Source organism: Alkalicaulis satelles, assembly GCF_008630495.1.
GTDB lineage: Bacteria > Pseudomonadota > Alphaproteobacteria > Caulobacterales > Maricaulaceae > Oceanicaulis > Oceanicaulis satelles.
Window position 1 is genome coordinate 326,034 of record NZ_VWOJ01000001.1, and the last position, 21,512, is coordinate 347,545.

General features: G+C 67.1%; 24 protein-coding genes and 1 tRNA gene. 14 read left to right on the plus strand and 11 right to left on the minus strand.

What is annotated here, in order from left to right; translation table 11 throughout:
- Positions 1 to 3: 3 nt before the first annotated feature.
- The 5 genes from F1654_RS01555 to F1654_RS01575 all read left to right on the plus strand — a co-directional run bounded on the left by F1654_RS01555 (position 4) and on the right by F1654_RS01575 (position 4,676).
- Positions 4 to 708 (plus strand): hypothetical protein, encoded by a 705-nt coding sequence (locus F1654_RS01555; protein ID WP_150021746.1) that lies wholly within the window; start codon positions 4 to 6, stop codon positions 706 to 708.
- A 48-nt stretch (positions 709 to 756) separates the two neighbouring features.
- Positions 757 to 1,608, plus strand: coding sequence for a hypothetical protein (locus tag F1654_RS01560; protein WP_150021747.1), 852 nt, complete (start codon positions 757 to 759; stop codon positions 1,606 to 1,608).
- Positions 1,609 to 1,678: 70 nt separating this feature from the next.
- The gene (locus F1654_RS01565; protein ID WP_150021748.1) at positions 1,679 to 2,662 is read left to right on the plus strand and encodes a hypothetical protein; all 984 of its coding nucleotides are present in this window, start codon (positions 1,679 to 1,681) and stop codon (positions 2,660 to 2,662) included.
- Positions 2,659 to 3,642 carry a hypothetical protein gene (locus tag F1654_RS01570; RefSeq protein ID WP_150021749.1) on the plus strand — a complete coding sequence of 328 codons (984 nt, stop codon included), beginning with the start codon at positions 2,659 to 2,661 and terminating at the stop codon, positions 3,640 to 3,642. The genes F1654_RS01565 and F1654_RS01570 overlap by 4 nt, the downstream gene beginning before the upstream one ends.
- Positions 3,639 to 4,676, plus strand: a complete 1,038-nt coding sequence (locus F1654_RS01575; protein ID WP_199200416.1) for a CPBP family intramembrane glutamic endopeptidase — start codon at positions 3,639 to 3,641, stop codon at positions 4,674 to 4,676. The genes F1654_RS01570 and F1654_RS01575 overlap by 4 nt, the downstream gene beginning before the upstream one ends.
- Here F1654_RS01575 and F1654_RS01580 read toward each other — a convergent pair.
- Positions 4,603 to 6,657, minus strand: a complete 2,055-nt coding sequence (locus F1654_RS01580; protein WP_150021751.1) for a TonB-dependent receptor plug domain-containing protein — start codon at positions 6,655 to 6,657, stop codon at positions 4,603 to 4,605. The genes F1654_RS01575 and F1654_RS01580 overlap by 74 nt on opposite strands.
- A 95-nt stretch (positions 6,658 to 6,752) precedes the next feature.
- On the opposite strand from F1654_RS01580, the gene F1654_RS01585 reads away from it, so the two are divergent.
- Together F1654_RS01585 and F1654_RS01590 are read left to right on the plus strand one after the other, a co-directional pair.
- Positions 6,753 to 7,160 (plus strand): MerR family transcriptional regulator, encoded by a 408-nt coding sequence (locus F1654_RS01585; protein WP_150021752.1) that lies wholly within the window; start codon positions 6,753 to 6,755, stop codon positions 7,158 to 7,160.
- Positions 7,161 to 7,232: 72 nt separating this feature from the next.
- Positions 7,233 to 8,150, plus strand: coding sequence for a hypothetical protein (locus tag F1654_RS01590; protein ID WP_150021753.1), 918 nt, complete (start codon positions 7,233 to 7,235; stop codon positions 8,148 to 8,150).
- Between the two features lie 4 nt (positions 8,151 to 8,154).
- On the opposite strand, the gene F1654_RS01595 is transcribed toward F1654_RS01590, so the two are convergent.
- From F1654_RS01595 to F1654_RS01610, 4 genes are all read right to left on the minus strand, one after another.
- Positions 8,155 to 9,537, minus strand: coding sequence for an L-serine ammonia-lyase (locus F1654_RS01595; protein WP_150021754.1), 1,383 nt, complete (start codon positions 9,535 to 9,537; stop codon positions 8,155 to 8,157).
- A 27-nt stretch (positions 9,538 to 9,564) separates the two neighbouring features.
- Entirely contained in the window at positions 9,565 to 10,413 is an 849-nt protein-coding gene (gene kynA / locus F1654_RS01600) for a tryptophan 2,3-dioxygenase (protein WP_150021755.1), read from the minus strand.
- A 98-nt stretch (positions 10,414 to 10,511) separates the two neighbouring features.
- Positions 10,512 to 11,198: a fumarylacetoacetate hydrolase family protein gene (locus F1654_RS01605; protein WP_150021756.1), complete on the minus strand. Its 687-nt coding sequence runs from the start codon at positions 11,196 to 11,198 to the stop codon at positions 10,512 to 10,514.
- Positions 11,199 to 11,209: 11 nt separating this feature from the next.
- The gene (locus F1654_RS01610) at positions 11,210 to 11,704 is read right to left on the minus strand and encodes an outer membrane protein assembly factor BamE (RefSeq protein ID WP_150021757.1); all 495 of its coding nucleotides are present in this window, start codon (positions 11,702 to 11,704) and stop codon (positions 11,210 to 11,212) included.
- A gap of 112 nt (positions 11,705 to 11,816) precedes the next feature.
- Here F1654_RS01610 and F1654_RS01615 point away from each other — a divergent pair, with 112 nt between their 5' ends.
- The 6 genes from F1654_RS01615 (at position 11,817) to F1654_RS01640 (ending at position 15,589) form a co-directional block, all read left to right on the plus strand.
- Positions 11,817 to 12,359, plus strand: a complete 543-nt coding sequence (locus F1654_RS01615; protein ID WP_150021758.1) for a ubiquinol-cytochrome C chaperone family protein — start codon at positions 11,817 to 11,819, stop codon at positions 12,357 to 12,359.
- 92 nt (positions 12,360 to 12,451) lie between these two features.
- A complete protein-coding gene (gene plsX, locus F1654_RS01620) occupies positions 12,452 to 13,525 on the plus strand; it encodes a phosphate acyltransferase PlsX (protein WP_150021759.1) in 1,074 nt (357 codons plus the stop codon).
- Positions 13,522 to 14,496, plus strand: a complete 975-nt coding sequence (locus F1654_RS01625; protein WP_150021760.1) for a beta-ketoacyl-ACP synthase III — start codon at positions 13,522 to 13,524, stop codon at positions 14,494 to 14,496. Before plsX ends, F1654_RS01625 begins: the two co-directional genes overlap by 4 nt.
- A gap of 80 nt (positions 14,497 to 14,576) precedes the next feature.
- Positions 14,577 to 14,879: an integration host factor subunit alpha gene (locus F1654_RS01630; protein ID WP_150021761.1), complete on the plus strand. Its 303-nt coding sequence runs from the start codon at positions 14,577 to 14,579 to the stop codon at positions 14,877 to 14,879.
- 12 nt (positions 14,880 to 14,891) lie between these two features.
- Positions 14,892 to 15,401, plus strand: a complete 510-nt coding sequence (locus tag F1654_RS01635; RefSeq protein ID WP_150021762.1) for a MerR family transcriptional regulator — start codon at positions 14,892 to 14,894, stop codon at positions 15,399 to 15,401.
- Positions 15,402 to 15,511: 110 nt separating this feature from the next.
- Positions 15,512 to 15,589: transfer RNA gene (locus F1654_RS01640), tRNA-Pro, on the plus strand.
- Between the two features lie 13 nt (positions 15,590 to 15,602).
- Here the strand turns inward: F1654_RS01640 and F1654_RS01645 are convergent.
- The 5 genes from F1654_RS01645 to F1654_RS01665 all read right to left on the minus strand — a co-directional run bounded on the left by F1654_RS01645 (position 15,603) and on the right by F1654_RS01665 (position 20,040).
- On the minus strand, positions 15,603 to 16,115 hold the full coding sequence (locus F1654_RS01645) for a paraquat-inducible protein A (RefSeq protein WP_150021763.1): 513 nt from the start codon (positions 16,113 to 16,115) through the stop codon (positions 15,603 to 15,605).
- Positions 16,116 to 16,148: 33 nt separating this feature from the next.
- Entirely contained in the window at positions 16,149 to 17,303 is a 1,155-nt protein-coding gene (rnd, locus tag F1654_RS01650) for a ribonuclease D (RefSeq protein WP_150021764.1), read from the minus strand.
- A 61-nt stretch (positions 17,304 to 17,364) separates the two neighbouring features.
- Positions 17,365 to 18,666 carry an MFS transporter gene (locus tag F1654_RS01655; protein ID WP_150021765.1) on the minus strand — a complete coding sequence of 434 codons (1,302 nt, stop codon included), beginning with the start codon at positions 18,664 to 18,666 and terminating at the stop codon, positions 17,365 to 17,367.
- On the minus strand, positions 18,663 to 19,376 hold the full coding sequence (locus tag F1654_RS01660; protein WP_150021766.1) for a lysophospholipid acyltransferase family protein: 714 nt from the start codon (positions 19,374 to 19,376) through the stop codon (positions 18,663 to 18,665). Before F1654_RS01660 ends, F1654_RS01655 begins: the two co-directional genes overlap by 4 nt.
- A gap of 28 nt (positions 19,377 to 19,404) precedes the next feature.
- Positions 19,405 to 20,040, minus strand: a complete 636-nt coding sequence (locus F1654_RS01665) for a TetR/AcrR family transcriptional regulator (RefSeq protein WP_150021767.1) — start codon at positions 20,038 to 20,040, stop codon at positions 19,405 to 19,407.
- 291 nt (positions 20,041 to 20,331) lie between these two features.
- Here F1654_RS01665 and F1654_RS01670 point away from each other — a divergent pair, with 291 nt between their 5' ends.
- A complete protein-coding gene (locus F1654_RS01670) occupies positions 20,332 to 20,769 on the plus strand; it encodes a DUF1036 domain-containing protein (protein WP_199200417.1) in 438 nt (145 codons plus the stop codon).
- Here the strand turns inward: F1654_RS01670 and F1654_RS01675 are convergent.
- A complete protein-coding gene (locus F1654_RS01675) occupies positions 20,766 to 21,485 on the minus strand; it encodes a lysophospholipid acyltransferase family protein (protein WP_150021769.1) in 720 nt (239 codons plus the stop codon). The two genes, F1654_RS01670 and F1654_RS01675, sit on opposite strands and share 4 nt — an antisense overlap.
- Between the last annotated feature and the right edge of the window lie 27 nt (positions 21,486 to 21,512).

Genomic DNA, 21,512 nt, shown 5'->3' on the forward strand with positions numbered 1-21,512 from the left:
GCCATGCTGATCTTGCTGATCCTGGCGCTCGCAACGCCCGCGCAGCCGCAGCAAGCCGATGTGCGCGCCCTGGCCCGGGACGCCGCGCTTGCGTGGAATGAAGGACGCCTGGCCGAGGCGGGCGCTCACGCGGCCCAGGCCTATGATGGGCTGGCCGCAACGAACTGCCTGGGCACGCCCGATGGCGCGCGCCTGGCGTTCATGGCCGCCATCGCCGCCAAGGCCGGTCAGATCGAGGAACCTCACGGGTATTTTTTCTGGGCGGCCAGCCGGCTGGACCGTGTGGCCCGCGGCCTGGACGGGCAGCAGCGCCGGATCGCGCGCGATTATGCCATCGAACCGGGGCTGTCGCCCGGTCTGGACCCGCGTTTCGCGCGCTCGCCTTTCCTGCATACGCCCCGTCCGCGCCGCGCGCGCGGGTGTGAAGCGGTGCTTCCCGAGCTGAATGCGGCGTCAGCCTCTCACCAGGCCGGCATTCTCTTCGCCCGCACCCGCAATCCGTCGAACCGGTATGCCGTGGTGCGGCCCGTTTACGCCTATCCTGACAGCCTGCGCGATATGGCGGCGCAGATTGAGGGCACGTATGACATGCAAGGCGTCGCCAGGCACAACATGATCATTCACTTCAAATTCACCCCCTGCCTGTTCGTGCAGGATGACCGGGGCGTGCGCAGCGAGCTGTGTCCCGAGGGCGTGTCTGCGCCCTGATGGCGCACCGCCTTGGCGCAAGGGGCGTTTCACGCTAACTCCCGCGCCATGAAACTTCTGGATATGACCAGCGCCCGCACAGGGCTCGCCCTGACGGTGCGCCATGCCCGCCTCGCGCTGCTCGCAGGCGGCGTCTATGCGCTGGCCTACGCGCTGGAAGCGGTGACCGCTGCGCGCCTGTCGGCAGCAGAGGGTCCGCTCTGGCACTGGCTGCTGGCCATGCTGGCGGGCTTCGTTGCGGTGATCCCGGCCGCAGCCGCCTTTGTGCGCCTGGGTCTGGGGCAGGGCGCGCGGCTCTCGCTTGGCCAGGACGAGCGCCGGCTGCTGGGCGTGATGGCGCTGATCTGGGTGCTGTTGTTCACTGTGCTGGGCACGGCCGGGCTGGCGCTGATGTTCATGATCACGGCGCTGGCGGTCATCAATGTGGATGTCACCGCCCAGCCGCCCGCCGGACCGGTGGATATTTTCGCCCTGTTCGGAACCGGAGAGTGGATTGTGGCCATCGTGATCATGGCCGCTTTTGCCGGTTTCTCCCTGTGGTTCGCCGCGCGGCTGGCGTTCAGCCTGCCCTCGACGGTGGATTCGGCGCGCATCCGTGTTCTGTCGATCTGGCCGGCCTCGTCGGGACGCTGGGTGGAGATCGGCCTGACCCTGCTGGCCGCCGCCGCGCCGGGGCTTGTCATCCTCATCGCCTGGAACGCCGCTGCGGCGTCCCTGACAGGGATATGGCCGGGCCTGCCTTATCAGGGCGCTGAGGGCGAGGCGGCGCCGCTGGCGTTGATCGCGGGGCTGGGCGCGCTCCATGGCCTGTTGAAGATCGCGCTGGCCGCTGCGCCGGCCTGTGCGGCGCTGGGGGCGCTGTACGTGAAATATCAGTCAGATTCCCCTCTGGAGGCGTAATTTCCCGAGACGCAGGCGCAGGCGCGCGTTAATCTGCCCGCCTCTGGGGTCAAGACGAAGGGGGTGCGCCATGAGCCAGCCACGCTATGATTTCGCTGCGGGAACGTTCCAGTTTTTCATCGCGGTAGGGCGCCGCCCCATGGGCGCGCTCTGGATCGCCGCCTGGCAGCTTGTGCTGATCGGCGCGGCCACAGCGGCCATGATCGCCGTCTTCTGGCCGCTCTTCGAGCTGATGTCCCGGGCCGGAGAGATGGATGTCGAGGCCGAGATGGCCGCGGTGGTCATGCAGGTCATGGGCCTGATCATACTCATTACCCTTGCATTCCTGGTGTTCGCCCTGATGTTCCAGGGCGCCTGGCTCAGACTGCTGACCCGCGACGAGATCAAGCCGGGCATACCCTTCCGCCTCGGCGGCGACGAGATCCGCCTTCTGGGCGTGAATCTGATCTTCATCGCCTTCTGGACATTGGCCTATCTGCTGACCATCGCCCTGGTGGCCGTCATTGTGGCCGTTGCGGGCGGCGCTGACGGATTTGGGGGCACGGCGGCGGTGGCGCTGGCAGGCACGATCGCCGTGATCGCCGCTCTGGTCGCGATCATCATGATCTGCCTGCGCTTCGCTGCTGCGCCGGCCCTGAGCGTGCATCAGCGCCGCTTCCGCCTGTTCGAAGCGGTCAGCGCATCGAAAAATGTCGCCGGCATGATGTTCCTGTCCTATCTCACCCTGATCGTTGTCTGGATCGCCGGGGCGGTCGTGATCTCCATGATCCAGCAGGTGGCCATCCTGTTCGGCGCCGCCGATCTGATGGCCCAGCTCATGCGGCTGGATGAAGGCGGCGATCCGCAGGTCATGCTGGCCCTGTTGGGCGAGACCCTGACCTCGACCACCGGGATCGTGGTTCTCAGCGTCATTATCCTGAGCCAGTACCTGTTCCAGATCGCGTTCGAGGGCCTGTGGCATGGCGTGGGCGCCTATGTGGCCAAGCGCCATGGCGACGCGGACGCCGCCATTGGCGCTGAAGCCGCCGCGCCGGCGCCGGAGACGGCGGGATGAGCGCTGGCGGGACGGCGCCGGCGCGGTTTTCCGTACGCGCGGCGCTGGGGCTGTGGCTGACCGTGCTCAGCCGCCGGCCGGCGGCTTTCATGAGTGTGTCGCTGGTGACCGTGCTGACCCAGGCCGGCCTGTTCTGGCTGACCACGCAAGCTTATATCGACATAGCACTGGCGTTGGAGAACGCAGGTGAGCGCTGGGACGAAGTCAGCGGCCAGTTGCAGCGCGCCAACCTGATGTCATGGCTGTACATGATAGTGTTCCTTCCCTTCTGGCTCTGGCTCGAAACGATCTGGCTGCGCCTTTTCAACAATGAGGAACGGCCCTGGCGCTTCCACTGGGCGGAGCTGGGTCATCTGGCGCTGTCCCATCTGGTTCTGTTCGCCATCTATATGGCGGCGCTGATCGTATCGTTCATCCTGATGATGGTTCTCATGATGATCGCGGGCATCTTCATGGTGATTGGCGGCGATGTGGATGGATCGTTTTTTTCTGCTCCCATGATGGTCACTATCGTGCTCGTTCCGCTCATCGTCACAGGGGTCCTGCTGGCCAAATTCTCCGCCCTCCCGGCGCTGGCGGTGATGCGCCGCACGCTCGATCTGGGCGCAGCCTGGCGCGCCACCAAGGGCGCGCTCTGGCGCACGGTGGCGGCCTGGATCATCGCTTTAGGCCTCTATGGCGGGCTGATCGGGGGGTATGCCCTGATCGGGCAGAACTGGTCCCCGGTGCTGCGCGCCCATGTGGAGATGATGACGGCCAGCTTTGATCCGGCTCTGGACGCGGAGAGCTTCTTCCAGCCCTACATCGCTTTCGCCAGCCTGTCCGGAGCGCCGGATACGGCTGTGTGGCTGGTGGTGGACTCGCTGGTTGTGTCCGTTCTCTATCTGGTGACCTACGCCATCATGCGCGGGATCGGCGTGACGCTGGCATGGCGTGCGCCGGTGAGGGATCAGGCTCACCTGCAGGGCGCCGGGGCATGATCCGCACGGCGTTGTTTGCGCCCTGGCCCGAGCAGGCGCGCAGCTATCCCGGCGCAGTCTCCATCGCGGTGCTGGTGGGGTTTTACGCCCTGGCCAATCTGCCGGTGATCATCGCCACGGCGGCTCATGTGATCGCCACGGGCGAGGCCCTGCCGCCGCCCCTGATGATGTTCTCGCTCCTGCTGGCGCAATTTGTCATCTGGGGGGTGCTGACGGGCGTGTGGGCGGGCGTTATGGAGCGGCGCGGCCCGGCGAGCCTGGGTCTTGAAGGGCGCGGCGTTCCGGGCCGGCTCTTGCTGGGCGCGGGACTGGCGCTGGCGCTGATCGGCTTCACCGCCATGGCCGGGGCGGGGATATCGGCGATTACCGGAGACAGTCTCACCGCTGTGGGCGCGGCCGATGCGCCGGGCGCCGCTCAGGACGAGGGCGCGCAGGCTGCAGGCTTTCGCCCGCTGTCAGCGGGTTTCCTGGCCATGCTGGGCTTTATCGGCCTGGTCTTTTTGATCCAGGGCGCGGTGGAGGAGCTGGTGTTCCGCGGCTGGCTGATGAGCGCGCTGGCCGCGCGCTGGGGCGTGCGCGCCGGCGTCCTGGTCTCCAGCCTGATCTTCATGATCTTCCATGTCCATGTGTTCGCCTCCGGGCTGGCGTTCGGATCCCTGGCGCTGGCGACCATCGGGCTGATGGGGCTGGTGTTCGCGCTGGCCAGCTTGTTGCGCGGCTCGATATGGGAGGCGGCGGGCGCTCACGGGGTGTTCAACGCCCTGGCGGTGACGCTGCCTGCGCTGGCCCTTTATGTCACGCGCCCGGACCTGTCAGGCGACGAGGTGGTGCAATCAGTGTTCAGCGCCGCCACCGGCCTGGCGGGCGAGGCCGCCGGCATCCCGCCGCAGGTTTACGCCCAGCTGATCGTGATGGCCGCCGCCGCCGCCTGGCTTTACGCCATGCTGGCCGGGCGCCGTCTCAATGATCGTGGCGGCGATCCTCATGATCATGATGATGGCCATGATGGGCCGCAGCGCCAAAACGCACCCTGATCCCGCCATTGACCACGAACCCGTCCGTGGGCGCCCAGGCGTCCACGCTCCAGCGCCCGTCCGCCGCGCGTGAGGGGCGCACCAGCGGGTCATAGCGGCTCTGGCGGATGTCCAGGATGTTCTCGGCGTTGAGGAATACGCTGAAACGGCCCAGCACGATTTCGCCGAGTATGCCCATGTTCACGAAAGGCCGCGCGCGGGTGCGGTAGGGATTGTCGTCCACATCCTGCCCGCCGGTGTAATACGCCTCGAATCCCAGCCGCCCGCGGTCATGATCCTCCCACATCGCCACGAAGCCCGCCGAATGGCGCGGGGTCTGGGGCGTGGGGCCGCGCAAGCCCGTCACCGGATCGGTGCGGGTGGAGCGGGTGTGCATATAGCTGCCCGTCACCACGAAATGATCATAGCGGTAGCGCACCAGAAGCTCTGCGCCATAAGTCTCGTTGGCGCCGGGCGCATTGATCACGCGCATGATGTCCGTGCCGTCCGGCTGGACATTGCCGGTGGGGATCAGGGCGGCCTCATGGGTCACGCGCGAGCGGAAGGCCACGATATTGGTCTCCAGCGATCCGAAGCGCCGGCCCACATCAAACGACATCGTATCGGCTTCCTCGGCGCGCAGGCCCGAGAGCGGCTCCAGCCGCGACAGGCCGGTTTCCTCCACCGAACCGATGAAAGGCGATGGCGCGACATAGCCGCGGGCCGCCGAAGCGCGCAGCGACCAGGGCCCGGCGCGCCACAGCGCGGACAGGCGCGGGCTGAGAAATTCGCCATACTCGCTATGGGAATCGGCGCGCACGCTGGCCGAGACGGTCAGCGCCTCGCTGACATCCACATCATACTGGGCGAACACGCCGGGCACGGTGAAGCGGTAATCGAAGACGGCAAAATCGTCCGAGACATAATCATCCACCTGCACGGCCAGGCCCCCGACCAGCGTATGGCGTCCGTCCGTGCGGGTCAGGGAGGCTTCGGCAAAGCCGGTGCGATGGCGGTCGCGCTCGCGTTCGGGCCCGAAAATCAGCTTGTGGCGCGTCTGCATGGCCGAGGCGCGCACGCCGAAGGACAGGGCGTCACTGAGCGGAACATCCAGATTGAGCCCGGCATCCACCCGCTCGGTGTCCAGGCCCTGCATGAAGGGCGCACCGTCCGGCACTGTGGCGCCCGGGAGCGTTCCACCCCGGCGGGTCTCGCGCGTATGGCCCAGCGTGATCAGCGCCTCGCCGCCGCCGGCGCCGGTCCAGAACAGGCGCGGGCGCAGGGTGTAGCGCTCATAGGCGGGGATGTCCGCCCAGCCCGAGCCGTCCAGATCGCGGCGCTCCTGCCAGTGCCCGCCCGCGGTCAGCGAGGCGCTCCATGAATGAGAGAGCGGCGCGGCGGCGTAGGCGGTCAGGTCCTGCCCGCGCTCGCCGGTGATATTGGCCAGCACCTCGCCCTCGAAGTCATCGCCGGGCCGCCGGCTGATCAGATTGATCACGCCCCCCAGCGCCGCCCCGCCATAGAGCGAGGAGGACGCGCCCTTGATCACCTCCACCCGGCCCAGATCGGTGGGCGGGATCTGCAACAGGCCGATGGAGCCGGCCTGTCCGCCATAGAGCGGCAGGCCGTCAGCCAGCAGCAGGGTGTAGCGCTCGCTCATGCCCTGGACGCGCACGCCCGCCGAGCCCAGAGCGGCGGAATTGGCCTGCACCCACAATCCGCCCGTCTCGGCCAGCATGATGGCGATATTGCCCGGCGCCATGATGGCTTTTTCCTCGATCTCCTCGCGCGGCAGCACCTCCACCCGGATCGGTTCGTCCTGCACGCGCCGGCGGGTGCGGGTGGTGGTCACCACCACCTGATCGATCTCCTCGGCGCTGGGGCTGAGGGCGGCGTAAGCGGGCGCGGGCAGGCTGAGCCCTGTGACCAGCACCGCCAGAGCTGCCGGCGCGCAGAACAGCGCCAGTGCGCCCTTGCGTGGTGAAACGGCGTGCGGTGTCATCATTTACCCCGGTTTTTCAAGGCAAGCGGGCGCTTGCCGGAATCAGTGCCGGGGCTATGGTGCTTTCTATAGCTGCTATAGGTGCAAGACCTCACATGCACGACACGATGAGCATTGGCGAACTGGCCCGGCTGACGGGCTGCAAGGTCGTCACCATCCGCTATTACGAACAGACCGGGCTGATGCCGGCGCCGGCGCGCACGGGCGGGGGACGGCGCATCTATGCGCGCGCCCATCTTGAGCGGCTCAATTTCATCCGTCAGGGCCGCGCGCTCGGCTTTGCGCTGGAGACGCTGGCGGGCATGCTCGACCTGCTTGAGGATGACCAGGCGGGCTGCGCCGAGATCGACATCATGGCCTCGCGCCATCTCGACGAAGTGCGCGCCAAGATCGCCGATTTGCGCGCCATCGAGGCCCGGCTGGAAACCGCACTGGGCGCCTGCCGCCAGACAACGCGGGCCCAGTGCGCTGTTGCGGATGCGTTGATCTCGCAAGGCGCGTGAGGGGCGAATAGCGTCCCGGAGGCTGGGAAAAACGCCTAAAGGGCGCGCCGGAGGCAATCCAGGGCTTGATGCATGCCGCATCCGGGGCCATTATCCCCCTATAGGGGAGACATCGGCATGTCAGGCATTCATAAGGTTGAGCGTTTCACATTTGCGGGCGGCGCGACCCGGTTTTTCCGCTCCGTCGCGGCCCGGCCTGCGGATGCAGGGCGTTTGTTGGCCATGGATGGGCTGTTCATCCTGGCCATTCTCGCCAGCGTCCTGTGGGTGTGGCCCATGTTAAAGGGGCTCGGCCTTGAGAGCTGGCAAACCGGTCTGGTGCAGCCCACAGCCCTTTGCCTTTTCCTGCTGGCCCTTCTGGTGTGGGATACCGCCTGGCAGCGTTTCCTGAGCGGCAAGCCCACGCCCGCTCTTATCCCATGGCGTCTGGGCGCCGACGAGATGCTTCAGTTCCGCGCCTGGATCATGCTGGCAATGTTGATGTTCGCAATCGGCCTGATGGTTATGGCTGTGGTTTTCCCGATAGTTGTTCTGGGTCAGGCCTTACCCGCAATCCGGCCCGCGCTTCTGTTTTTGCTTGTACCTGTTTCGTTGGTTTTATTCGTTGTGGTGCAGCGCTTCTACTGCGGGATCAGCCTGACCATGGCGCAGGGGCGCATGTCCGTGTTTGACGGGTTTTCCGGGGTGAAGCGGCATCTATGGCCTTTTGTGGGCGCCCTGATCGCGCTGACCGTTCTGACGGCCGGGGCTCCCGCCCTGTTCGACATGACCCGCGGGACGGATTTCTCCTTTAATTTTGGGGGAATGAATATCGGCCGCGCGAACATGCCTGATGCCTGGCTTCCCGCTATAGCCTGGATGACGCTCCACGCTGCGGGCTATCACATCATGCGCGGCCTGTTCATGGAATCCGCCCTGGTCACCGCCCATCTGGGCCCGGTCTCGCCCTCGCCGCGCAAGGATGAGAACGCCGCCCCAGCGCCTGCCTGAGCGCTCAACACACCGGCACGTTGACGGCCAGGCCGCCAGTGGCGGTTTCCTTGTACTTGTCGGACATGTCCAGCGCGGTCTGGCGCATGGTCTCGATCACCTGGTCCAGGCTGACCTTGTAGGCGCCGTCGCCCATCAGGGCCAGGCGCGCGGCGTTGATCGCTTTGATGGCGCCGATGGCGTTGCGCTCGATGCAGGGGATCTGGACCAGCCCGCCTACCGGATCGCAGGTCAGGCCCAGATTATGCTCCATGGCGATCTCGGCGGCGTTCTCGATCTGGCGGTTGGAACCGCCCAGCGCCGCGGCGAGCCCGCCCGCGGCCATGGAGCAGGCTACGCCCACCTCGCCCTGACAGCCGGCCTCGGCGCCGGAGATGGAGGCGTTTTTCTTGTACAGCGCGCCGATGGCCGCAGACGTCAGGAAAAAGCGCACCAGCGCGTCCTCGTCCCCGCTGCGCCGGTGATGGCGGTCGAAATAGCGCGCCACGGCCGGGATGATGCCCGCCGCGCCATTGGTGGGCGCGGTCACCACCTTGCCGCCGGCGGCGTTCTCCTCATTGACCGCCATGGCCCACAGATTGACCCATTCCATGGAGGCCAGCGGATCGGTCTCGGCGCGCGCCGCAGCGGCCATCAGCTTGCGGCGCAGGCCCGGCGCGCGGCGCTGGACCCGCAAGCCGCCGGGCAGTTCGCCGTCGATGCGCGTGCCGCGCTCGATACACGCCTCCATGGCCCCGGCCACCGCCGCGATATGGCCGCGCACCTCGGCTTCGGGGCGGAAGGCGGTTTCATTGGCCATCATCACATCGGGGATGGTGAGGCCCTCGCGCTCGCAAATGGCCAGCAGCTCGTCACAGCTGTCGAACGGGTAGGGCTCGCCGGCATGGGCCTCGGCGGCGGAATTGCGTCCGGCCTCGGCCTCATCAATGACGAAACCGCCGCCGATGGAATACCAGATTTCCTCGCGCAGCACATCGCCATGTTCGTCGAACGCCATGAATTTCATGGCATTTGAGTGAAAGGGCAGGCGCTTTGAACCATCCAGGATCAGGTCGCGCTGGGGATCAAAGGCGATCTCGTGAGCGCCCAGCAGATTCATCCGCCCGGTCTCATGAATGCGCGCGATCATGCCGGGCAGGGCGTCGGCGTCGGCCTCTTCGGGGCGCACGCCTTCCAGCCCCCACAGCATGGCCTTGTCGGTGGCGTGACCCGAGCCGGTCAGCGCCAGCGAGCCATAGGCTTCGGCCTGCACGCGGGCGACAGCGCTCAGGCCGTTATCAGCCTCCACGCGCTCCAGAAACGCCCGTGCAGCCTTCATCGGCCCGACCGTGTGGGAGCTGGAGGGGCCCACGCCGATCTTGAACAGGTCGAACACGCCAAAATGCATCGGTCAGGGCCTTCTGTCTGGCTCGGTTCAGAGCGCGGTGCGCACGGTCCACAACTCAGGAAACAGGCGCAGATCCAGCGCCTTGACCAGGTAGGACACGCCCGAACTGCCCCCGGTGCCGCGCCGGAAGCCGATAATGCGCTCCACGGTCTTCATGTGATTGAACCGCCACTGGGCGAATTTCTGTTCGAGATCGACCAGCTTCTCGGCGAACTCGTAGAGCTCCCACCAGCGCGCGGTGTCCTCATAGACCGTGCGCCAGACCGCCTCGACCTCGGGCGAGGGCTCATAGGCCCTGGTCACGTCGCGCTCCAGCACGGCTTGAGGCACGTCCAGGCCCTTCCGGGCGGCCAGATACAGCGTCTCGTCATAGAGGCTGGGCGCGTCCAGCGCCGCCTTCACACGCGCCAGGGCGTCGGGTTCCTGGGCGAACACCCGGGCCATGGCCGGGTTCTTGTTGCCGAAGCGGTATTCCATGCAGCGGTATTGCCAGCTCTGAAAGCCCGAGGAATGGCCCAGCTTGTCGCGAAAGCGCATGTAATCGGACGGCGTCATGGTGGCCAGCACCGCCCAGGACTGGGCCAGCTGCTCCTGCACCCGGGCGATGCGGGCGAGCATTTTCAGCGCCGGGCGCACCTCGTCGCGCTGGACATGGGCGATGGCGCCGTCCAGCTCGTGCAGGCACAGCTTGATCCACAGCTCGCTGGCCTGGTGGATGATGATGAACATCATCTCGTCATGCTCGCCGGTCAGCGGCGTCTGGGCCGACAGCAGCGTGTCCATCTTCAGATAGCGGCCATAGGACAGCCCATCGCGCGGATCCCAGTGGATGTCCTCGCCGTCCAGATCAACCGCCGTGCGGATGCGCTCGCTCATCATGACCTCATTGGCTGGCGAGCGGGGTTTAGCGTGTTTTCAAGGTCCGGGGGAACCGGTTTCGCCCGTGCAAGATCAGGCGCTGGCGGGCCTGGCGGTCAGGCCGGGGGCGTGATGGTGCAGCTCAAGGGCGCCAGGTCAGCGGCCCGGGCCTCCAGCACATCGCCTGGCGACACGGCAGCCACGCCCGCTGGCGTGCCGGTGAAGATCAGATCGCCCGGTTCCAGCCGGAACAGGCGCGACAGATGGGCGATGATCTCCGGGCCGGACCAGATCATGTCGGCCAGATCACCGCTCTGGCGCAGCTGCCCATTGACGTTGAGGGTGATGGGGCCGGATGACGGCGCCGGGCCGGGCCGGATCACGCCCATGGGCGCCGAGGCGTCAAATCCCTTGGCGGTGTCCCAGGGGCGGCCGGCCTTCTTGGCCTGGGCCTGCAGATCGCGCCGGGTCAGGTCAATGCCCACCGCCGCGCCCCAGATGGCCGCCTGGGCGTCTTCCAGCGACAGATCCGCGCCGCCGCGCCCGAGCGCCAGCACCAGCTCCACCTCGTGATGAAGGTCGTTGGTGGCCGGCGGGTAGGGGGCGGCGTTTCCCGTCACCAGCGCATCGCGCGGCTTGGAGAAGAAGAACGGCGCCTCGCGTTGCGGATCAGCGCCCATCTCGCGCGCATGGTCGGCGTAATTGCGTCCCACGCAATAGATGCGGCGCACCGGAAAAAACTGTCCGCCGCTCACCGGCGCCAGAACGGGCGCGGGCGGATCAAACGCCAGGGGCTGGCTCATCAAGCAGACGCCTAGCGGCGGCGCGGCCCGCCGGCGCCGCCGGGCAGGTTCTGCTGGCCGTCAAACTGGTCGACGGAAGGGCGCCCCACATTGCCCAGCAACTGCTCCAGCACGGACAGCTCGCGCCCGCGGGTGGGCGTCTCGCGCCCCACCACGGCGACGATGCGGCCGTCCTCCAGGCCGTACTCCTCGACCCCCTTGACCACGCCGTCGGCGTCAAAGCGCACGGCGATCACCCGGCGCTCGCGGGTCTCGGGGCGCAGATAGGCCAGGTATTCGCGGGTGTCGGCGATGTAATACCAGACATCATCGTCAAACATGCCGCGCGTGGACGGGCTGCCCAGATTGGCCAGAATGCTGGCCTGGTTGTCCTCGCCCACATTGATCACCGGAACCTCCCCGTCGGGGAAGCGGAAGCCGTGGCTGCGCAGGGTCGGGTTGCAGGCCGACACAAGACCGGCGGCCAGCACAATGGCCGAGGCGATAAGGGCGCGGCGAAAAGCCATGGAAGTCTCCATAAGGCGCTGTCATAAGGGCGGCGCCTGCGGCGGCGCGCCTTGTTGACCTACATGGGTCCTAGCTTAGCTTCAACCCGCCGCAAATGGGAGACGCACGCGCATGTTCACCCGCCTGTTCCGCAAAAACCCCCTGAAAGCGCGCGCCCGCGTGCTCTATGACCAGCTGGTGGAGGCGGCCCGGCGGCCCTTTCTCTACGGGGCTCAGGGCGTGGATGACACGGTGGATGGCCGGTTCGACATGATCGTGCTGCACGCCATTTTGCTGATCCGGCGCCTGCGCCAGGGCGGTGAGGCCGGTCAGGATGCGGCCCAGCTGGTGTTCGACATCATGTTTGACGATTTCGGCGCCGCCCTGCGCGAGATGGGCACGGGCGATCTCTCGGTGGGCAAGCGGATCCGGGCCATGGGCGAAGCCTTCTATGGCCGCGCCAAGGCTTACGAATCGCCCTTGGCGGAAGGCGATGCGGACGCGCTGGCCGGGGCGATCTCGCGCAATATGTTCAATGATGATCGCGAGGCGGCGGCGGCTTCGCGGCGCCTGGCCGGATATGCGCTGGCGTCAGCGCAATTGCTGTCACGCCAGCCGCCTGAAGAGCTGATCGCCGGCGCAAGGCCGGCCTTCCCTGACGCCCTGCCGGTCTGACGCGGCGCGGTTTCCATCATCAATCTCACACGGTAAGGTGCCCGCGCCGCACGGATGTCCCCGTGTGAATGTTCATTTTGTCCGGATTTGAAATGACGACAGGTCTTGTACTTTCCCTGGACGCCATGGGGGGGGATCACGCGCCGCAAAGCGTGGTGGATGGCGCTGCCCTGTTCCTGAAGGGCCGCCGCCGTCATGTCCGCCTGCTGTTCCATGGCGATGAAGCCCTGCTGGCGCCCCTGGTGGCGCGCCATCCGGGTCTGTCCGCCGTCAGCGAGATTCGCCATACCGACAGCGAGGTCGACATGTCGGCCAAGCCGTCCGAGGCGGTGCGCCGGTCGCGCGGATCGTCCATGTGGAATGCGGTCCACGCCATCAAGGATGGCGAGGCCCAGGTGGCGGTGTCGGCGGGCAATACCGGCGCATTGATGGCCATATCCAAGGTGATCTTGCGCATGAAGCCGGGGGTGCACCGCCCGGCCATCGCCGCCAGCTGGCCTGCGCCGTCGGGCTATTCCACGGTGCTGGACGTGGGCGCCAATGTGGACTGCACGCCCGCCATGCTGGTGGAGTTCGCGGTGCTGGGCGAAGCCTTCCACCGCGCCCTGCGCGGCGTTGAGCGCCCTACGGTGGGGCTGTTGAATGTGGGTCAGGAAGAGCTCAAGGGCAGCCAGGTGATCCGCGATGCGGACGCGCTGGTGCGCGCCGCCGGGCTGGACATGGCTTATCGCGGCTTCATCGAGGGTGATGATATCTCGGCGGGCACCACCCATGTGGTGGTCACCGACGGGTTCACCGGCAATGTGGCGCTCAAGACCGCCGAGGGCACGGCGCGCCTGGTGGCCAACTGGATGCGCTCGGCCATGACCGGCTCGCTTCTGGCCAAGGCCGGCGCGGCGCTGTTATCCTTGGGCGCGCTCAAGGAGCTGCGCGCGCGCATGGACCCGCGCAATGTCAATGGCGGCGTGTTTCTGGGCCTCAATGGCGTGGTGGTCAAAAGCCATGGCGGCACGGATGCGCAGGGCTTCGCCACATCCTTGAGAATCGCCCTTGAAATGGCCGACAGCGCCTTCCTGAGCGAGATCGAAACCAATCTCGCCCGGCTGGCCGCGATCCAGGATAATCCGGACGCAGGCGCCGGCGAGCCGCAAAAGGAATCCGCGTGACCGAATATTTCTCCCGCATCGCCGGCATCGGCGCCTATCTGCCCGAAAAAGTGCTGACCAACGCCGCGATGGAAGCCATCGTGGAGACATCGGATGCGTGGATCCGCGAGCGCACAGGCATATCCCAGCGCCATATCGCGGCGGACGGCCAGTACACGTCCGATCTGGGCGTGGAGGCGTCGCGGCGCGCGCTGGATCACGCCGGGCTGGGCCCGGACGATATTGATCTCATCATCGTGGCCACCGCCACGCCGGACCTGACCTTTCCGGCCACCGCCACCATCGTCCAGCACAAGCTGGGCGTGAGGCATGGCTGCGCGTTCGATGTGCATGCGGTGTGTTCGGGCTTCATCTACGCCATGAGCGTGGCGGACAATTTCATCCGCTGCGGCCAGGCGCGTACGGCGCTGGTGATCGGGGCCGAGACCTTCTCGCGCATCCTGGACTGGACCGACCGCACCACCTGCGTGCTGTTCGGCGACGGGGCCGGCGCTGTGGTGCTGAGCGCTGAAGCCGGCGCGCCCGAAGACGGCAAGGGCCTGATGAAGACCCATCTGCGCTCGGACGGCAGTTTCTGCGATCTGCTCTATGTGGATGGCGGGCCCTCGCGCACCAAGACGGTGGGCCATCTGCGCATGCAGGGCAATCAGGTGTTCCGTCACGCCGTCACCAAGATCGCTGGCTCCATGACCGAGCTGGCCGACATGGCGGGCGTGGCCATCGCCGATATCGACTGGTTCGTGCCGCACCAGGCCAATCAGCGCATCCTCCTGGGCGTCTCCAGCCGGCTGGGCATTCCCGAAGAGCGGGTGATCTCCACCGTGTCCATGCACGGCAATACCTCGGCCGCCTCCATCCCGCTGGCGTTCGAGCAGGCGGTGCGCGACGGCCGCATCAAGCGCGGCGATCTGGTGCTGATGGAAGCGCTGGGCGGCGGCTTCACCTGGGGCGCGGCTTTAGCCCGGTATTAAGCCTGGGCTTATGGTTAACATTGACCTTGACGCGTCACTGGCCGTAACCTCGGGAACTCAGGCAGGTTTAGGGGCATTTTATGGGGTCAAAAACTCTCACGCGGGCTGATCTGGCCGACGCCGTCCATCGCGAAGTCGGTCTGTCACGTCAGGAAAGCGCGCAACTGGTTGAAGCCGTCCTTGATGAGATCAGCAATACGCTGGTTGCAGGCGAGTCGGTCAAGTTGTCGTCCTTCGGGTCTTTTGTCCTGCGCGACAAGAACGGCCGGGTCGGACGCAATCCCAAGACCGGCGAGGAAGTGCCCATCGAACCCCGGCGCGTGCTGGTGTTCAAACCCTCCCAGGTGCTCAAGGACCGGGTCGACGCGGCCCTGTCGCGATAGGAACGCCTTGCCATGAGCGGGAAGTCGCCGGACGCCTACCGCACCATCTCCGAGGCTGGCGAGGAAGCCGGCCTTCCCACCCATGTGCTGCGCTTCTGGGAGAGCAAGTTTGCTCAGCTCAAGCCCGTGAAGCGCGCCGGCGGACGGCGCATGTACCGCCCTCAGGATATCAGCCTGATCAAGGGCTTGAAGCGGCTTCTTTATGAAGAGGGTTACACCATCAAGGGCGCGCAGAAATTCCTGCGCGAGCAGGGCGTGACGTCAGTGGCCGCGCTGGGCGACAGCGCCGGGGCGATGGCGGCGCCTGTTGTGGATGACGCGCCCGATGAGACGCCCGGCCTCTTGTTCGAGACGCCGCGCGCAGCGCCCGCCCGGCGTGATGAGCCCGAGACGGAACCGGATACGGAGACGGCGGCTGGCGCCGGGCTGACGCCTGGTGCGCGCCAGCAGGCCGAGGCGGCGCTGAGCCATGTGCGCGCCGCGCGCGCACGCTTGAACCAGGCGCTGGAAACCCGCAGCTGAACCCGCCGGCGCCGGGCGCCGCAGCCGGTTGCCGCAGGCTTCGCGCGCGCCTATAAGACCGCTCCCGGCGCCGTGGGCCGGGGCCCGGCCGCAAGGCCGGTCATTGGTGGCGGAGCGTGGCGCAGCCCGGTTAGCGCACTGGTCTGGGGGACCAGGGGTCGCCGGTTCAAATCCGGCCGCTCCGACCATTTTCTTCTGACATCAGGCCTGTGACCGGCCCGGCGCCAGATCGCGCACGATCAGGCCTGAGGCCAGCATCAGGCATACCGCGCTGAGCGCGAAGAACCACAGTCCGGGCTGGCTGGCCACCGCGACCATGCCGCCGCCCGACCAGATCACGATCAGCAGGGCGACCACCAGCACGTCGGTGAGCGACCACTTGCCCAGCCGCTCCACCCAGCGCGCCAGCCATCCGCCCGGCGCGCCGGCGGGTCTGGCGTGCAGGGCGGCGACCATGATCATTTTCATCACCGGCGCGCCCAGGGAGAAGGCGGCGATCACCGCGCCCAGGCGCCATTCGCCCGCCTCCAGAAGCTTGGCCACGGCGGCGATGAGCGAATAGCTGTCCTTGAAGATCCAAAAGCGCGTGGTCTCCATCACCGGCAAGGTCACGCCCAGCGGGAAGAAGATCACGCCCAGCGCCAGCAGCGCCCGGGCCAGCGCGCCGCCTGCAGGCCGTTTGCGTGACAGGGGGGTGAGGGCGGCGTCGCTCATGGGCCGCACTGTGACAGAAAGAAATGGCCTGCGCTATTCCAGCTCGACCACTTCCACCTTGCCGTTTTCCAGCACCAGCGCCAGCTCGCCGCGCTTCAGGCGCAGCGCCTTGTCGCCGAACACCTTGCGCCGCCAGCCGGACATGGCCGGCACGTCAGCGTTATCGGACGCCGCGATCAGTTCGAGATCGGGCGAGGTGGCGATCAGGCGCGGCGCCACATCGGCGTCCTCGGCCACGGCCTTGAGCAGAACCTTGAGCAATTCCACCACGGGTCCGAGATTGGAGGGGATGGGCTCGGGTTTGTCCGGGCGCGGGGCGTAGGCCTTGGGGTCGGCCATGGCCTGCTGCATCAGCTCGATCAGGCGTTCGGCCGGGCGCGAGCGTTCAAAGCCGCGCGGCACGGCGCGCAGGGCGCCCAGCTCGTCCACGCTGGTGGGCGCGGCCTGGGCGAGCTCATAGAGCCCGTCATCCTTCATGATGCGGTTGCGCGGGATATCGCGGGTCTGGGCCTCGCGCTCGCGCCATTCAGCGGCGGCCTTCAGGGCGGCCAGCCATTTGGGCGTCATCTTGCGCAGCTTGAGCCGGCGCCAGGCCTCTTCAGGCTTCATCTCGTAGGTGGCGGGCCGGGTGAGGATTTTCATCTCCTCGGCCAGCCAGGCCTCGCGGCCGGTTTTGGCCAGGCGCGCCTGCAGGCCCGGGAACAGATCGCGCAGCAAGGTCACGTCGGCCAGCGCATAGGCCTTCTGGCTGTCGGACAGGGGCCGGCGCGACCAGTCGGTGAAGCGCGAGCCCTTGTCCACGCTCTGGCCCAGGCAGGCGCGCACCAGATTGTCATAGGAAATCGAATCGCCCAGCCCCACCGCCATGGCCGCGATCTGGGTGTCGAACAAGGGCGCGGGGATCAGGCCGCCGGCCATGTGAAAGAAGATTTCAAGGTCCTGACGGCAGGCGTGGAAGACCTTGAGCACGGACGGGTCGCGCAAGAGCGCGTAGAACGGGGCGAGATCGATGCCCTCGGCCAGCGGATCGATCAGCACTTCGCGCTGGCCGCCCGCCGCCTGGATCAGGCAGAGCTGGGGCCAGAACGTTGTTTCACGCATGAACTCGGTGTCCACCGCGACAAAGCCGGCCTGGCGCATGTCGGCGCAGGCCTCGTCGAGGTGAGCGGTGTCCGATATCCATTCCATCAATTGCCGACTTAGACCTGCCCGCGCCTTTTGGCGAGGGGGCTGATCACATGCGCGCGCTTCAGCCTTCGCCCGCTGGCGGATCCTCTCTGGGGCGCAGCACATCGGTGAGAACGATGATCGCCGAGCCGATGGCGATCAGGATGAAGATGGAGGGCAGGAGCGCGCCCAGCCTGGACAGGGCCAGCAGCATGAGCTGACCGATGGTGGCCGAGGCGCCGTTGAGGATGCCGCTGGCGGCCATCACGCGTCCGCGCCGTTCGGGCAGGGCCCGGCCCTGGATCATGGCCTGGCGCGGCACCAGGAACAGGCCGCCCGAGATGGCCGACAGGACAAGCCCGAAGAGGAAGCGGCGGTTTTCGGGGTCCTCGATAAAGGCCGCGGCCTCAACAAGTTCGGGACCCGGCGTGCGGCCCAGCGCCTGCAGGGCGAGGTCGAGCGGAAAGATCACCAGGCCTGCCGCGCCCGCAATGGACAGCCAGCGCGCTTCGCCGCCGCGCGAGAGCACCGCGCACAGGACCGCGCCGGCAGCGGCGCCCAGCGTGAACAGAAGCTGGAACAGCGCCACCACGGACGGCGCGCCGCCCAGCACGCTTTCGGTCAGCACCGGCAGGACGGTGATCACCGAAGCGGCCAGCAGCCAGAACCAGGCCACGCCCAGCAGCGGACCGATCACCAGCTTGTCCCTGAACCCGAAATTGAGCATGCGGACGGTCTGGCTGAAAATGTCCGGGCTGATCTTCATGTCCGGATTGCTGGCCGGGGCGGGCACGCCCTGACGCATGGCCAGCCAGCCCAGCACCGCGCAGCCAATGAGGATGGCCCCGATGGCGCCCGGCCCCCAGACTTCGCCCACCAGCAGCGTGCCGCCGATGGCGCCGGCCAGGATCATCACATTGATGGCGCCCGACAGCAGCGCATTGCCGCCCACCAGCTCGGTGCGGTCGAGCACGTTGGGCATGGCGGCGGTGCGCGCGGGCACGAAGAAGGCGGTCTGCACGCCCATCAGGAACAGGACGGTCAGCAATATCCAGGCTTCGCCCAGCAGAAATCCCGCGCCGGCCAGCGCCATCAGGAAAATCTCGCAGAACTTGGCGATGCGCATGATCTTGATGCGGTCGAACTTGTCGGCCACCTGACCGGCCACCGCCGAGAACAGGAAGAGGGGCAGGGTGAATGCGGTGGCCGCGATGGGCGCCATTTCTCCCGGCGGCAGGCCCAGAATGGTCAGGCCCTGATAGGCGGCCATGGTGACCAGGGCGTAGCGGAACAGATTGTCGTTGAAGGCGCCCAGCGTCTGGCCGGCCCAGATGGGCCAGTAGCGGCGCTGGCCCAGCAGGGCGAAAACGGCGATGGGGGTCATGCGCGGGCCTCGCGGATCAGGGCGTTGGTGCGCGCTTCGATGACGGTTTCCAGCTTGGCCATGAAGTCCTCCTTGGACAGGCCTGGCCCGATGGGATCGAGAAATTCCACAGTGACGCGTCCGGGACGTTTCTTAAAGCTCCTGCGGTCCCAGCTCAGGCCCAGATTGGTCGCCACAGGCACGCAAGGGCGCTTGAGCGTGTCATAGAGATGGAAGACGCCCTTGCGGTAGCGATGCGATTGCCCCGGCGCGGCCAGATGGCCTTCAGGATAGATCAGCAACGGACGGCGCGAGCGCTTGAGCCCTTGCAGCGCCTTGTCCATGCGCTCGCGTTCGGCCGCGCCGCCCTGATTGGACAGCACGATCGCGCCGATGCGGTGCAGGATCCAGCCCACCAGCGGAAATTTCAGCAAATGATCGCCCGCGATAAAGGCCAGGCCCGGGAACTGGTCCACCATGACGAAACCATCGCCCCAGCTCTGGTGTTTGGCCGCGATGATCAGGGGTTCGTCCGGCAGGCGCTGGCGCCCGCGCACCTCGACCCGAATCCCGGCGATCCAGTACAGGACCAGCACTTGCGCCTTGCCATAGAGATGCAGGCCAACAGCCAGCGGGGCGCGGGACGGCCACAGCGCCAGCAGCGCGCAGATGATGGCGGCGAAGATCGTGATCAGCCAGTAGACGGCGAAATGCAAAAGACTGCGGACCATGACGGGGCTCCGGCGATGAGGGTGGGGGTCAGGCGGCGCGCAGGGCGCTGAGCGCGGCGAGCGCCAGGGCCTGACTGTGATCGCTGAGCGCGATGGACAGGCGTCCGGCCATGCGGTGGGCGGCGGGCTGGAGCACCACGCCCAGGGCTGCCGCGGTCTTGAGTTCCGCATCGCCGCGCGGGCAGTCGCCCTCGGCCATGGCGCGCGCGATGCGCCGGGCGATCAGGCCGGTGGGATCAGGGCGCCCGGCGGCGTCTTCGCGCGCGAAGCGGAACATCTGGGTGATGTGGTATTCGAACAGGACCCGGTCGGCGTCAGCGGCGTGGCAATAGACCTCCACAACCCGGGTCACGGCGGTCTCGAAATCATCGCCTGCGCCGGTCAGGGCGTCCTCGATCAGGGCGAAAAGGCGCGAGTGGATAGCTTCGAACAGGGCGCGCGCCAGCGCTTCCTTGCTGGGGTAATGGCGGTAGATCGAGCCTTCGGCGACGCTGGCCAGGGCGGCGATCTCGCGGGTGGTCACCCCGTCAATGCCCTTGCGGGCGAACAAGGTGAGGGCGGCGCGCTCGATCCGCGCCATGGCCGTGCCGTCGGGCGCAGTGACCCCGCGCGCATCGGCGGAAACGTTTGCTGTGCGGGGCCGGGTGGCGGGTTGATCGGTCATGGGCGGGTCCGTGAATCCATCAAATGAGAGTGAACGCTCACTCTTGTACGGGAGCGCATTCCGGGCGTCAACAAAAAATGAGTGAGCGCTCACTTATAGCGGATCGGCCACGCGTCAGGACTGATGCAGGACGTTTAAGTCATTGCTGATAATCCGCTTTCAGGCGCGGGCTTGCGCTTCCTTCAGTTCGCGCGGGGGAGGTGATAGAGTGATGATCATCCCATCGGCCCGGCGAAACTCGCCTGACTGCGAGGCATGCGGGCCGCGCAGCAGCTCAAGGAGATGATCCTCATGATGACAGCGATGACGGCCGCAACTGTATTGGCCGCGGCCGGACTGAACGGTCAGGACGTGCAGCACTCCGAGATCGAGGTCTGCAATGACCGGACGGCGCCGGCTTTCGTGGCCGTGTCCGGCGCCATAGCGGGGGAGCGGTTCACCGAAGGCTGGCTTCAGGTGGCGCCGGACGGGTGCGTCTCGCTGGGCATTGTGGATGGGCCCGGAGTCCATGTCTTTGCTGTAGAGGACGCCCGGCTTGATGCGGGCCGGTTTGATGGCTGGACCTCGCCGTCCCCGGCCGCCGAGAGCGCCGATGCGCGCCTGTGCGTCACGCCGGGTGAGAATTTCGTTTATGAGGGCGCGCGCACGAATTGCCAGCGCGGAGAGGCGGCGGGGTATTTCCAGCGCCTGACCATCGACAGCAATCACACGGTCTGGCGCATCCGCTAGCGCGCGCGCAGGGCTTCGGCCTCCAGGGCGCGGGTGCGCGTCTCGATGCGCTCTTCCAGCTCGGCCATGAAGGTGCGCGCATGCGGGCCGGGCGTCATGGGGGCGAGGAATTCGATCACCGCCACGCCGGGCGTCAGCGTCCAGTCCTTGCGCGGCCAGAAACAGCCCAGATTGGTGGCCACCGGGATCACGTCGCGCTCCAGGGCGCGGGCCAGCTTGTGCGCGCCCTTGCGGTAGCGCAGGCTTGATCCGATGTCGGCGATGCCGCCTTCGGGGAAGATCAGCGCCGCGCGCCCCTCGCGGGTCAGGCGCGCCACCCCCGCCTCGAATGCGCCGGGCGCCCGGCGTCCGCCGCCCGTGGCGTCCACCACCACTGCGCCGGCCTTTTTCAGGTAGAAGCCCACCAGCGGGAAGGCCAGCATGTGATCGCCGATCACATAGGCCAGCTCCCGGTCGCGCGCGACCTGCAGCAAACCGTCGCCCCAGCTCTGATGCTTGGCGGCGAACACCGCGGCGGGTATGGCGCGCACATGGTGCAGGCCGCGATACTCCACCTTCACCCCGCACAGGCGCAGCCAGGCGCGGAACGCGCGCCCATGCCAGTGAATGACGAACGCCACGCCCGCCCGGCCTGGCAGCAGCAGGACAGGGGAAAACAGGATCGCCATCACCGCGGACAGACCCCAGAACCCGGCATTGAAGATGTGAGCGCGCATGGGCGCGCATGCTGGCGGGGTTCTGTG